A 12,383-nucleotide genomic window follows, 5' to 3' on the forward strand; every position below is an offset into this window, starting at 1 on the left:
ACCCGCTTGACCCACTGCCCGCACTGCGGGACATACCACCCACCCGGGTCACTTCTCGATGGAAATCCCGGGTCAACTCTCAGCGGAAATCAACACCTGGCTCTCAGGGATGCCAGTCCGCTGGCCTCGATTGCGTCGCTCAGGGATTCCGGTCTTGCCCATAATCTGACCCCGGAACAGCGTACGGCATTGCTCCACCTTGGGCGGAGCGAGGACCGGATCATTGGCGTTCACGGTGTCGCCGGATCGGGCAAGTCGACCATCATCGGCGCGTTGCGGGAAGCAGCGGCTGACGACGCGACCCTCATCGCCCTTGCTCCGACCTCTTCGGCGGCGGCCGAACTGGGCAAAAAGGCAGGTATCGAGTCCCGCACCGTCGCCAGCCTCCTTGCCAGTGGCGGCGCCAGACTTGATGACAGCCATGTCCTTGTTGTCGATGAGGCTGGCCAGCTCGGCAATCGCCAGGCAGTACGTCTCCTGGAAATCAGCAGGACAACCGGCGCACGCCTCCTCCTGCTCGGCGACACCCGGCAGACGGGAGCAATCGAACAGGGCAAGCCCTTCTGGCTGATGCAACGTCTTGGACTGCCCAAGGCTGAACTCAGGGAGCCTGTCCGGCAGGAAACGGACAATTTGACGCAGGCCGTGCGGTTGGCACGCCTTCAGAACTACGACGGCTCGCTCTCGTCGCTGGACAAGGTGATGAGCGGAGAGAACAGCGAGAGGCTGGCCGTGTCCCTCGTCGCCGACTGGACGCGACTAAGCCCGGAAAACCGTGAGAAGACGAATATCCTCGTCCTGGAGAATGCGACCCGTCTGATCGTCAACACTAAGGTCCGCGAGGCTTTGAAAACGGAAGGTGCGATCGCGGCCGAAGAGACACGGCTGTCGGTCCTGTCGCCGTCAGGCATGACCGATCAGGAGAAGCATTTCGCGCGCTTCTACTCCCGGGGACAGGTCATTGTGTTCTCACGCGATAACGTCGGGCTCGGGATTGCCCGCGAGGCCGAATACAAGGTTATCGGCGTCGGGCGGGACGCTCGGGGGCGTCAGACCGTCAATCTGGTCGATGAGCATGGCCGCACCATCCAATGGGATCCCCGCCTTGGACGGGCCTCCCAGCTCAACGTATTCAAGGAAGAGCAACGCGACCTTGCTGCCGGTGACCGTATTCAGTGGCGTCTGGTCAACAAGGAACTGGATCTCAAAAACGCCGAGCGAGGAACGGTTGAGCGGCTCGAAGGCCCGCTCGCGACGATCCGCTGGGATCGGGACGGCAAAAGCCAAGAGATCGATCTCTCCCAATATAGGAACTGGGACCACGGCTATGGGGAGACCGTGTACTCGGCCCAGTCCAAGACCTACGACCGGGTCTATGTGCTCGCGCCCGTGAACTCACCGCTTGTGACCGGACAAAATTATTACACGGCGATCACCCGCGCAAGGTTCGGCGCGAGCCTCTGGACCGAAGACCGAGAGCGCCTAGTCGACAAGCTGATGCTGCGATCGGGTGAAAAGACATCCTCCCTTCAGGGGCTGGGGCGGATCGAGCAGGACAGCGTGAAAGGGCGCACAGCGCGGCATGGCGAGCGCTGGGATCGATTGCGTGATGAGCAGCGGATCGATCGAGAGGCACGCAAGGAGTGGCGAGCGGCGGCTCAGACACAAACCGAGGTGGCGCGGCCGGATGGGCTCGCCGCATACATCGCCGGGCGCGCGCAATCCATAGCCACCTTCATGGATCGATGGATCGTTTCTCTGCTCGAACGAAGTCCTCCACGGGGCGATGGGCATGGGGACGGGAGATCACCCCCGACTGCGCCACAGCAACCTGCCGCTGAGCCCCAGCACGCTCCTGCCCAGGATCATGGAGGTGGCCATGATCGCTGATGCGAAGCACGTTCGACGTTGGCTGCCTCTCGCGATATTGCTCGCGTCAACGGGTAGCACCGAAGCTCGTCCCGCAACTTCAATCGACCACGAGGTTCGACTGGGGCAATGCATTCGGCAGGCCGCAGGCGGACGCGCCTGGCTTGAGAAGACCCTTTGGGGTTTGCGGGATCAGGAGGCTGGCTGGATCGGTGCCGAGGTCACTAACACGAACGGTACGCACGATCTTGGGCCACTCCAGGTGAACAGCTTCTGGGTTTCAAAGCTCGCGGCGCTAACGAGGCGCTCACCACGCGACGTCCGATTCTGGTTGGTCAACGACGCGTGTTTCAATGTTCGGGCTGCTCGCTGGATATTCCTGAGCGGTCTGAGCGTCACGCGAGACTACTGGACTGCGGTCGGGGTATACCACAGCCCGACTGCGTGGCGGCAACGCCACTATGCCCATTCGGTCGCCATGAAAATGCAGCGGCGCTTCGGCCCTGGTGTCTTTGTATCAGGAAAGGAGGCGAGCGATGCTGCCGAATGACCCGCTTTGGGCAGGTAGCCATATCGCAAACTGGCGTCGCCGACGACGGGCCGGCACGCCGACACCGACGCGAACCACCAAGAATCACGGATTCCCGCATGTCTAGCTACCTGGCTTTCCCCGATCTGAAGGCGAAGGGCATTCCCTTTACTCGGCAACATTTGCATCGTTTGATCAGAAAGGGGCGCTTCCCGCCGCCGCTCAAACTCGGCGAAGGCACAAATCGCTGGATCGAGGACGAGATCGATCAATGGCTGGCCGAGCGTGCGATGGAACGTTCTTCACGGGCTCCGTGGGGAGGCTGAAACGAGGCGGCGGCTTCTTGTCCAACAACAAACATCTAACGCTTCTGCCCGGGCAGAATGATTCGGTCGATGGGCCTCGGGGATCTCGCCCGTCTGACGGCGATCAACCGGCAGAATATTTTCGAACCTGATTGAACCTTCCGGAACCTCGCATCACCTCAAATTTGTTGCGCAAACTGTTGCGCAAATTCCAAAGCGCGCGAATGCAGGCAATGCTTCTAAGATGATAAGTAATTGATTTTATTGAAGGTTTTGGTGGACGCACTTGGGCTCGAACCAAGGACCCGCTGATTAAGAGTCAGCTGCTCTACCAACTGAGCTATGCGTCCACGCTACCGTGCCTGGATGGCCTTGCAGTGCTGCGTGGCCGTGCCGATTCGGCGGCGGAGTGGCTCCTATACCGAATGTTTTTGGCATTGGAAGGGGAAACTTGGAATTGTTTCAGAGGCGGGTGCGGTTTGTTTGATTCCAACGGTTTACGGCCATGATAGTGCCAAGGCAGATCATATTGGTGAGCATCGAGGTGCCTCCGTGGCTCATGAAGGGCAGGGGGATTCCCACCACCGGGGCCAGCCCCATGACCATCATCAGGTTGATGGCGACATAGAAGAATATCGTTGCCGTCATGCCCGCTGCAAGCAGGCTGGAGAACCGATCGGGTGCCCGCCGCGCGACGTTCGTGCTCCAGGTCAGGGTCACGGCGAACACGAACAGCACGAACAGGCCGCCCAGCAGGCCCCACTCCTCGGCCATGGTGGCGAAGACGAAGTCGGTGTGCGGTTCGGGCAGGTATTGCAGGTGGCTCTGCGTGCCGTTGCCGAAGCCCTTGCCGAATATACCGCCCGAACCGATGGCGATCTTCGATTGGGTGATGTGGTAGCCGGTGCCGAGCGGATCGCTTTCGGGATCCAGAAAGGTCAGCACGCGGTTGCGCTGGTAGTCGTGCAGCAAAGTGAAGAAGGCGATCGGCGCGGCGACCGAGGCTGCCGCGCCCACGCCCAGGAACCACGAGAGAGGCAGCCCGGCCAGGAACATGCACACCGCCCCGCCAAAGCAGATCGCGAGCGCGGTGCCGAGATCGGGCTGGAGGATAACGAGCACGGCGGGGATGCCGATCAGGACGCTGGCCGGCACCAGCCCGCGCCAGCTGGCGGTCATCGGCGCGGGGAGGGATTCGTAGAACCTGGCGAGCACCAGCACGATCGCCGGCTTCATCAGTTCCGAGGGTTGCAGGGTCATGAAGCCCAGGTTGAGCCAGCGCTGGCTGCCGCCGCCGACGGCGCCGATCAGTTCCACCAGCACCAGCAGCGTCACAATGACGCCGTAGACCGGATAGGCGGCCGCGCGGAACAGGTTTCGGTTCAGGCGCGAGATCACGGTCGCCATGGCCAGGAAGATCAGGAACCGGATCACGTGGCTGAGCGCATAAGGTTGCAGGTGTCCGCCCGCCGCGGAATAGAGCACCGCCGCGCCGAGCAGGACGAGACCGAACAGCGGGACCAGCATCTGCCAGGGCTGACGCGAGATCGCCTCCGGCACCACCGAGCGGCTCACTGCGTTCCTCCCACTATCGGACTGGCACCGGCTGAATCAGAGGCCCCCGCAGGCTCGGTCGGCGAGGCGGCCGGCGCGGGGGCGCCGTCCCCGGGTGCGACCGGCTCGGGCGCGGGCGACTGTGCGTCGCTGACGATCGGCTGCGGCTCGTTCTGGGTGTCCTCGGCCTCACGCACCTTGGCTCTTTCCTCCTCGGGCGAAATGGCGGGAACGTTGACGCCGTACTGCGCCGCGTAAGTGCGGTAACGGGTGTCGAGCCGCTGCTTGGGCGTGCCGCCCCACTGTTTCTCGAAATCGAGCAGCGTATCCATCGCCTTCTGCTTGTCCCACAGATAGGTCATGACATCGCGTGCGATCGGGTAGGCGGCACCCGAACCGCCGCCGTGCTCCACCATTACCGCGCAGGCATAGCGCGGATTGTCGAAGGGTGCGAAGCAGATGAAGTGACCGTGGTCGCGGTGTTTCCACAGCCCGCCCTTGCCGCTACCGACATTGAGGCCGACCACTTGGGCGGTGCCGGTCTTGCCCGCCATCTGTACGTTGGCGATCGGCAGCTTGGCCCGCCCCGCCGTGCCGCGGCCGTTGACCACCTCGTTCATCGCCGAATGGACGAGGTCCAGATGCTCTTGCGAAATGCCCAGCGAAGGCGCCTGCTCATCGCTGGGGCCGTGGAGCAAGTGCGGTATCAGCTTGCGGCCGCTGGCGATGCGCGAGGCCATGACTGCCTGCTGTAGCGGGTTCACCAGGAAATAACCTTGGCCGATGGTGGCGTTGACGGTATCGAAGGTCTGCCATTCCTTGTGGTATTTCCGCAGCTTCCAGGCCGGATCGGGCACGGTGCCGTAAGACTGGCCGACCACTGGCAATGGAAATTCCTGTCCCAGGCCGAGCCGGCGGGCCATGGCTGCGATCGGGTTCATGCCGATGCGCTGGGCGAAATGGTAGAAATAGACGTCGCAGCTCTGGTAGATGCCCTTGGCCATATCGACCTGGCCATGTCCGCGCCGGTTCCAGCAGTGGAACACGCGGTTGCCCACGCGCAGGCCGCCGCCGCAGAATACCGATTCGCCGGGATCCAGCCCGGCTTCCAGGAACGAGAGCGCCACCATCGGCTTGACCGTCGAGCCCGGCGGGTAGAGCCCGCGCAAGACCTTGTTGCGCAAGGGCACGTGGTCGTCGTCTGACAGCATCTTCCACTCGAGGCGGCCGATACCGTCGGAGAAGCTGTTGGGATCGAAGCTGGGCATCGAGGCCATGGCGAGAATGCCGCCGCCATGGCAGTCCATCACCACCACCGCGCCTGATTCCGGGCCGATGCGCCGGGCGGCGTAGTCTTGCAGACCGGCGTCGATGGTCAGTTTCAGCGTCTTGCCCTGCACGTCGTCACGGGTATCCAGGTCGCGCACGATGCGCCCGGAAGCGGTCACCTCGACGCGGCGGGCGCCGGGGGTGCCGCGCAGGTCCTGCTCGAAGATCTTCTCCAGGCTGTCCTTGCCGACCTTGTAGCCGGGCGTGACCAGCAGCGGATCGTGGTCCTTCTCGTAATCCTCCGCCGAGGCGGTTCCGACGTAGCCGATCAGGTGCCCGACCGATGGCCCGGCAGGGTAATAGCGCGAAAAGCCGCGCTGGGTGACCACGCCGGGCAGGTCGGGCAGGCGCACGCTGACCGCCGCGAAGCGCTCCCAGTCGAGGCCGGAAGCGACTTCGACCGCGGCGAAGCCGTTCACCTTGTCGAGCTTGTCATGCAAGTCCTGCAGCGCGATCGGCGAGAGCGAGAGAAGCTGGCCCAGGCGGGCGATGGTGCGCGGGGCGTCCTCCATCCGCTCGGGGATCACGTCGACGCGAAAATCGGCGCGGTTCGAAGCGAGCGGGATGCCGTGGCGGTCGAGAATCCAGCCGCGGCGTGGTGGAATCAGCGACAGGTTGACGCGGTTGCTTTCGGCTTCGAGCTTGTACTTCTCGTTTTCGAAGATGGCGAGATAGCCCATGCGCGCGGCGAGGATGGTGCCGATGCCGCCTTGCAGCGCCCCGATCACCAGGCTGCGCCGGTCGAAGCTGTTGCGCAGCGTACCCATGCTCATGTGGCGCTTCGCGAGTGCGCGCCGGAATCGGATCTTCATCGCAGGACCATGAAAGGCGTGAGCCGGAAACGGTCCGCCATGGCGACAACGCGTCCGACGAGCGGGTAGGAAAGCACGGAGATCACGATCTGGGGCACTATGACGGGCAGGGAGACTGCAGCGCCGGCCATGTTCGCCAGGGCGAGACTCAGCACGATATAAGCCACGATCAGGCCGATCGCCACCAGCCACTCGGTCAGAAAATTGCGCCAGGGCAAGCGGGCTTCGATAAGGTCCAGGGCAATCGCGGCGATCGACCACAACAGTACCGCGGAGCCGAAGGGTTGGCCGGAATAGAGATCGTCGAACAGGCCAAGGGGCAGTCCCGACCAGATCGGGAGGAGTCCGGGGCGCAACTGGCGCCAGGCGACGAAGATCAGGAAGCCGAACGGCGGCAGCACCGGCGCCGAGGCGATCAGCAGCAAGCCAGGCAGCAGCGAGCCGAGCAGGATCGTCAGCCAGGGCAGGCCGCGGGCGAGCAGGGGGGACGGCGCGCGGTTGATCCTCTGCCTTGCCGTGCCGTCTCGGCGGGAAAGCCGGGCCATGGTCATTCGCGCCCGGTCTTGGGGGAGGCGGGCTGCGGGGGGGCTTCCGGCGCCCATGCCTGTTCGACCATTACGAAGTCCGCGTCAGAGGGATTGCTCAGCACCCGGGCGATCGCGCCGTCGCGCAGGATCTCGGTGACGATCGCCGTCGGCGTGCCCGGCCGATAGAGTCCTCCGGAGCCCGAGGAGACCAGCATGTCACCTTTCTTGAGCGGATTGATGCCCAGGTTTATCAGGCGGACGCGGACGGTGCCGTCGCCATGGCCTTGCGCGAAGGCGGGCACGCCGTCGCGGGCACGGCGGACCGGCACCAGGCTTTCGCTGTCGGTTATCAGCAGCACGCGCGCGCTGGAAGCGCCTACTTCCAGGACGCGGCCGATAAGGCCGGTTGCCGAACGTACCGGCATGCCCTCGGCCACACCCTTGTCGCGCCCCGCGCCCAGCGTCGCGAATCGGCGCGTGCTGGTGCTCGTCGAACTGGTGAGGCGCGCGAAGGCAACCGCGTCGGGCTCGGCTTCCTTGAGATCGAGCAGCCGCTTCAAGCGGCGGTTTTCCGCCATGGTCGCCTGCGCCTCGACAAGCCGGACCTTGGCTTCGGCAAGCTCACGCTCCAGCCGGGCGTGTTCGCTGCGGGTGGTGAAGAAGCCGCCGATGCCGGCAAGCGCTTCCTTGCCATAGGCGCGTCCGGTCGCGGTCGCCTGCCCGGCGGGTTCGGTCATGTCGGCCGCCATTCCGCGCACGCCGGAAAAAGCCCCGGGGCTGGCGATCGAAACGACGACCAGCCCCAGCCCCACCACGGCGCCGATCACGCCCGCAGTGTAGCTGAAAAACGTCGAATACTGCGCCCTGCGGGAAAAGCCGGAGCGCTTATTTGCAGGCGGTGCCATGCGCCATGCACTCCTGTGTTCCTGGCGGCGCTTCCCCCTGCGCGGGGCTGACGCCGCCGCCCTTGGCGACGTATCAGGCGGACATCAGGACGCCGCGATAGATCGGATCCTCCATCGCGCGGCCAGTGCCGAGCGCGACGCAGGACAGCGGATCCTCGGCGACGCTGACCGGCAGCCCGGTCTCTTCGCGAAGATATTCGTCGAGCCCCTGGATCAGCGCGCCCCCGCCGGTCAGCACGATGCCCTGGTCGACGATGTCGGCGGCCAGCTCCGGCGCGGTGTTCTCAAGGGCGATGCGCACGCCTTCGATGATCGCGCCGATCGGCTCGGCCAGCGCTTCGGCGACGTTGGCCTGGCTGATGGTGATTTCCTTGGGCACGCCGTTGACAAGGTCGCGGCCCTTGATGTGGATCGTTTCGCCCACGCCGTCGGCCGGGGTTACGGCGATGCCGTATTCCTTCTTGATGCGCTCCGCCGTCGCGTCGCCGATCAGCAGGTTGTGGTGGCGCCGCACGTAGGAAACGATCGATTCGTCCATCTTGTCACCGCCCACGCGCACCGAGGTGGTGTAGGCCAGGCCCCGCAGCGACAGCACCGCGACTTCGGTGGTGCCGCCGCCGATATCGACCACCATCGAGCCGACCGGCTCGGTAACCGGCATGTCGGCGCCGATCGCGGCGGCCATCGGCTCCAGGATCAGGTAGACCTGGCTGGCGCCGGCGTTGCTGGCCGCATCGCGGATCGCGCGCCGTTCGACCGAGGTGGAGCCCGAGGGCACGCAGATCACGATCTCGGGATAACGGAACAGGTTCTTCTTGCCATGGACCTTGCGGATGAAATGTTTAATCATTTCTTCCGCGATCTCGATGTCGGCGATGACGCCATCGCGCAGCGGGCGGATGGCTTCGATGCTGTCGGGCGTCTTGCCCATCATCATCTTGGCATCCTCGCCCACGGCCTTCACCTTCTTGACGCCGTTCAGGGTCTCGATGGCGACGACCGAAGGTTCATTCAGCACGATTCCGCGATCTTGCACGTAGACAAGCGTGTTGGCCGTCCCGAGATCGATGGCCATATTCTGGGAGCCGAGTTTGAAGAATCGCGAAAAGGGACCGGCCATCTAAAATCCGTTGTTTTTCCAGTCGCTTGCCGATGAGCGTTCGACACCGGCGACCGGCAGGTTGGCATGGAAGGGCCGCCTTAGCCCATCGATTCCCGAAACGCCAAAATTTTGTGGCGATTTCCGGTGGGATTCGTCCGGAGTCCGTCTCGAATTCCATGCGGTTCGTCGTTATGGTCGTCCGGTTGCGGTCGGGGCTGGAACCATGACCCACGCGCTGGCGGGGAGCCGGTTCCGCCAGGGAGCGGAAAAAAGGAATCCAATGCCGACAATTCGCCGTCTTCCGGAACATCTCGTCAATCGCATAGCCGCGGGCGAGGTGGTTGAGCGCCCGGCTTCGGCGCTGAAGGAACTGGTCGAGAACGCGATCGATGCCGGTTCGACGCAGATCACCGTGCGCATCGCCTCGGGCGGTCTGGACATGATCGAAGTGACCGACGACGGCTGCGGCATGGGTCCCGGCGAGATCGCGCTCGCGCTGGAACGCCACGCGACTTCCAAGCTGCCGGACGAGCATATCGAACAGGTCGCCACGCTGGGGTTTCGCGGCGAGGCGCTGCCTTCGATCGGTTCGGTCGCCCTCCTCGCGATCGAGAGCCGCCCGCACGGCGCCGCCGAAGGATGGAAACGCGCGGTCGATCACGGCGAAGTCGCGGCCGAGGGCCCGGCCGCGCTGCCGCCGGGCACGCGCATCCGGGTCGAGCAGCTGTTCGCCAAAGTGCCTGCCCGGCGCAAGTTCCTGCGCAGCCCGCGCGCCGAATATGCCGCCTGCCTGGACATCGTGCGCCGCCTGGCCATGGCGCGGCCCGAAGTGGGCTTCGTCATGGAGCATGACGGGCGCCGGGTCCTGGCGGTGCAGCCGCGCGAGGAACTGGCGGCGCGCGTCGCCCGCCTGGTCGCGCGCGAACTGGCGCAGGACGGCGTGCTGATCGGGGCCGAGCGCGGCGCCGCGCGGTTGACCGGGGTCGCCGGCTTGCCCACCTTCAATCGCGGCGTCGCCGATCACCAGTACCTGTTCGTCAATGGCCGGCCGGTGAAGGATCGCCTGCTGGTCGGGGCGGTGCGGGGCGCCTATGCGGACATGCTCGCGCGCGATCGCCATGCGGTGCTGGCGCTGTTCCTCGAAATTCCGTCCGAGGAAGTCGACGTCAACGTTCATCCCGCCAAGACCGAGGTGCGTTTTCGCGACCCGGCTTTCGTGCGCGGGTTCCTGGTCGGCGCGCTGCGCCATGCGCTGGAGAGTGCGGGCCAGAAGAGCGCCCAGCAGCCTTCCATGAGCGCGATGGGCAGCTGGCAAGTCGAGCCCGTGGCGGGGGCTTCGACGGGGCCCGCCGCGCGTTCGCTCGGTTCGCTTTTCGCGCGCGCGTATTCGCCGTCGCCGACACGTTTCGCGGATTCGCGGGTTTCCGAGGCCGGCACCGCGTGGCGGGCCTACGAGGCCGAAGTCATGGCCCAGCCCGCCGCCCGCGCCGAGCCCGTGACGGAGCGGAGCGAAGAGGGGCTGCGCTATCCGCTCGGCGTCGCGCGGGGGCAGGTGGCGGGCACGTACATCGTCGCCGAGGCCGAGGACGGCCTCGTCATCGTCGATCAGCACGCCGCGCACGAACGGCTGACGCTCGAACGGCTCAAGGCGGCGGGGGCCGAGGATGCCCTGGCCCGCTCGCAGGCGCTGCTGCTGCCGGAAGTCGTCGAGCTGGAGGAAACCGCCTGCGATGCGCTGGAGGACAAGGCGGCGGACCTTGCCGGCTTCGGCCTTGTCATCGAACGGTTCGGCCCCGGCGCCATGCTGGTGCGCGCGGTGCCCTCGGTGCTGGGCAAGAGCGATGTCCAAGCGCTGGTGCGCGACATTGCCGACGATCTGGCGAAGAACGGCGACGCGCTGTTGCTGGGCGAGAAGCTCGATCTGGTGCTGGCGACGATGGCCTGCCACGGCTCGGTGCGGGCGGGCCGCTCGCTATCGGTCGCGGAGATGAACGCCCTGCTGCGCGAAATGGAACGCACGCCGCGCTCGGGCCAATGCAACCACGGCCGGCCCACATGGGTGAAGCTCGCCCATCAGGATATCGAGAAACTGTTCGGGCGAAAGTAGCGCGGGGACCTGAGCGGAGGGCCAACCGCCCCGGCCGACGTCCTGAGCTTGTTTGGCTGCGCTGGCCTGCGGCTCATGCCAAATCTCATGGATCGGAACTCTCGTTTCCCTTCCCTTCGTCCATTGCGAACCGCCTTCGGCGGCTCGCAATGGACGAAGGGCGGAGATGAGTCTCGCTCAAAGCGACTTGGTATCAGACGTTGAACTTGAAGTGCATCACGTCGCCGTCGTGGACCAGGTATTCCTTGCCTTCCTGGCGCAGCTTGCCGGCTTCCTTGGCGCCCGCCTCGCCGCCCAGCGTGATGAAGTCGTCATAGGCGATGGTCTCGGCGCGAATGAAGCCGCGCTGCATGTCGGAATGGATCTCGCCGGCCGCTTCGGGAGCCTTGGCGCCCTTGTGCACGGTCCACGCGCGCGCTTCCTTGGGGCCGACGGTGAAGAAGGTCAGGAGGTGCAGCAACTCGTAGCCGGCGCGGATGATGCGGGTAAGGCCGGTTTCGTGCAGGCCCATCTCTTCAAGGAAGACCATGCGATCCTCTGGCTCCATGCCGACGAGCTCAGCTTCGATCGCGGCGGAGACGATCACGGCGGTGGCGTTTTCCGCCGCGGCCTTTTCGAAGACGCGCTTTGAGAACGCATTGCCCTCTGCGGCGGACTCCTCCTCGACGTTGCAGACATAGAGCACCGGCTTGGCGGTAAGGAGCTGGGCCTGGCGGAACACGCGGGCTTCCTCCTCGTCCCGGGGCCGGGTCAGGCGGGCGGGCTTGCCTTCGCGCAGGAGGTCGAGCGCCTGGCCGAGGACCGAGGCGGCGAGTTTCGATTCCTTGTCGCCGCCGGTGGCGCGCTTCTGTGCGGCGGGCACGCGTTTCTCCAGGCTCTCCAGGTCGGCCAGGAGCAGTTCGGTCTCCACCGTCTCGGCATCGGCGATGGGATCGACCTTGTTGTCGACGTGCTGGATATCGTCGTTCTCGAAGCAGCGCAGCACGTGGATGATCGCGTCGACCTCTCGGATGTTGCCGAGGAACTGGTTGCCCAGGCCTTCGCCCTTGGAGGCGCCGCGCACCAGGCCGGCGATGTCCACGAAGGAAAGCTGGGTCGGGATGGTCTTGGCCGAACGCGCTATTTCGGCCAGCTTGTCCAGGCGCGGATCGGGCACGCCGACCTGTCCCACGTTGGGCTCGATCGTACAGAACGGATAGTTCGCCGCCTGCGCCGCCTGCGTCTCCGTCAGCGCATTGAACAAGGTGGACTTGCCGACATTGGGCAGGCCCACGATCCCGCAACGAAAACCCATGTGTAACTCCGGAATGAAAATTTCGCCGCCCATAGCGGCCGGGATCGGTC

Annotated in this window: 10 protein-coding genes and 1 tRNA gene; 4 read left to right on the top strand and 7 right to left on the bottom strand. The window is 65.1% G+C overall.

From position 1 onward, the window contains the following. The 3 genes from BM052_RS10820 to BM052_RS10830 all read left to right on the top strand — a co-directional run. Window positions 1-1,890: ATP-dependent DNA helicase (locus BM052_RS10820; RefSeq protein WP_177198430.1), on the top strand; the 1,890-nt coding region annotated here is incomplete at its 5' end. Beyond that, a complete protein-coding gene (locus tag BM052_RS10825) occupies window positions 1,880-2,419 on the top strand; it encodes a lytic transglycosylase domain-containing protein (protein ID WP_255406081.1) in 540 nt (179 codons plus the stop codon). The genes BM052_RS10820 and BM052_RS10825, both read left to right, overlap by 11 nt. Window positions 2,420-2,517: 98 nt before the next feature. Continuing rightward, entirely contained in the window at window positions 2,518-2,724 is a 207-nt protein-coding gene (locus BM052_RS10830; protein WP_091146580.1) for a helix-turn-helix transcriptional regulator, read from the top strand. 253 nt (window positions 2,725-2,977) lie between these two features. On the opposite strand, the gene BM052_RS10835 is transcribed toward BM052_RS10830, so the two are convergent. From BM052_RS10835 to BM052_RS10860, 6 genes are all read right to left on the bottom strand, one after another. After that, a tRNA-Lys gene (locus tag BM052_RS10835) sits at window positions 2,978-3,053 on the bottom strand. A gap of 112 nt (window positions 3,054-3,165) precedes the next feature. After that, window positions 3,166-4,278 carry a rod shape-determining protein RodA gene (rodA, locus tag BM052_RS10840; protein WP_091146583.1) on the bottom strand — a complete coding sequence of 371 codons (1,113 nt, stop codon included), beginning with the start codon at window positions 4,276-4,278 and terminating at the stop codon, window positions 3,166-3,168. Continuing rightward, entirely contained in the window at window positions 4,275-6,398 is a 2,124-nt protein-coding gene (gene mrdA, locus BM052_RS10845; protein ID WP_091146585.1) for a penicillin-binding protein 2, read from the bottom strand. The genes rodA and mrdA overlap by 4 nt, the downstream gene beginning before the upstream one ends. Beyond that, window positions 6,395-6,943 (bottom strand): rod shape-determining protein MreD, encoded by a 549-nt coding sequence (gene mreD / locus BM052_RS10850; protein WP_091146588.1) that lies wholly within the window; start codon window positions 6,941-6,943, stop codon window positions 6,395-6,397. Before mreD ends, mrdA begins: the two co-directional genes overlap by 4 nt. A gap of 2 nt (window positions 6,944-6,945) precedes the next feature. Then, the gene (gene mreC, locus BM052_RS10855; protein WP_091146591.1) at window positions 6,946-7,830 is read right to left on the bottom strand and encodes a rod shape-determining protein MreC; all 885 of its coding nucleotides are present in this window, start codon (window positions 7,828-7,830) and stop codon (window positions 6,946-6,948) included. Between the two features lie 73 nt (window positions 7,831-7,903). Then, window positions 7,904-8,950, bottom strand: a complete 1,047-nt coding sequence (locus BM052_RS10860) for a rod shape-determining protein (RefSeq protein WP_091146592.1) — start codon at window positions 8,948-8,950, stop codon at window positions 7,904-7,906. 262 nt (window positions 8,951-9,212) lie between these two features. On the opposite strand from BM052_RS10860, the gene mutL reads away from it, so the two are divergent. Beyond that, entirely contained in the window at window positions 9,213-11,039 is a 1,827-nt protein-coding gene (gene mutL, locus BM052_RS10865; RefSeq protein ID WP_091146595.1) for a DNA mismatch repair endonuclease MutL, read from the top strand. A 193-nt stretch (window positions 11,040-11,232) separates the two neighbouring features. On the opposite strand, the gene ychF is transcribed toward mutL, so the two are convergent. Beyond that, window positions 11,233-12,333, bottom strand: a complete 1,101-nt coding sequence (gene ychF, locus BM052_RS10870) for a redox-regulated ATPase YchF (protein WP_091146871.1) — start codon at window positions 12,331-12,333, stop codon at window positions 11,233-11,235. Window positions 12,334-12,383: the final 50 nt, after the last annotated feature.

The organism is Novosphingobium sp. CF614 (genome assembly GCF_900113255.1).
Lineage (GTDB): Bacteria > Pseudomonadota > Alphaproteobacteria > Sphingomonadales > Sphingomonadaceae > Novosphingobium.

What these genes read in the sequence shown, in the direction of transcription:
- ychF (WP_091146871.1), bottom strand. Translation starts at nt 12,333, where the DNA reads ATGGGTTTTCGTTGCGGGATCGTGGGCCTGCCCAATGTCGGCAAGTCC.
- BM052_RS10830 (WP_091146580.1), top strand. Translation starts at nt 2,518, where the DNA reads ATGTCTAGCTACCTGGCTTTCCCCGATCTGAAGGCGAAGGGCATTCCC.
- mreD (WP_091146588.1), bottom strand. Translation starts at nt 6,943, where the DNA reads ATGGCCCGGCTTTCCCGCCGAGACGGCACGGCAAGGCAGAGGATCAAC.
- mrdA (WP_091146585.1), bottom strand. Translation starts at nt 6,398, where the DNA reads ATGAAGATCCGATTCCGGCGCGCACTCGCGAAGCGCCACATGAGCATG.
- BM052_RS10860 (WP_091146592.1), bottom strand. Translation starts at nt 8,950, where the DNA reads ATGGCCGGTCCCTTTTCGCGATTCTTCAAACTCGGCTCCCAGAATATG.
- BM052_RS10825 (WP_255406081.1), top strand. Translation starts at nt 1,880, where the DNA reads ATGATCGCTGATGCGAAGCACGTTCGACGTTGGCTGCCTCTCGCGATA.
- mutL (WP_091146595.1), top strand. Translation starts at nt 9,213, where the DNA reads ATGCCGACAATTCGCCGTCTTCCGGAACATCTCGTCAATCGCATAGCC.
- mreC (WP_091146591.1), bottom strand. Translation starts at nt 7,830, where the DNA reads ATGGCACCGCCTGCAAATAAGCGCTCCGGCTTTTCCCGCAGGGCGCAG.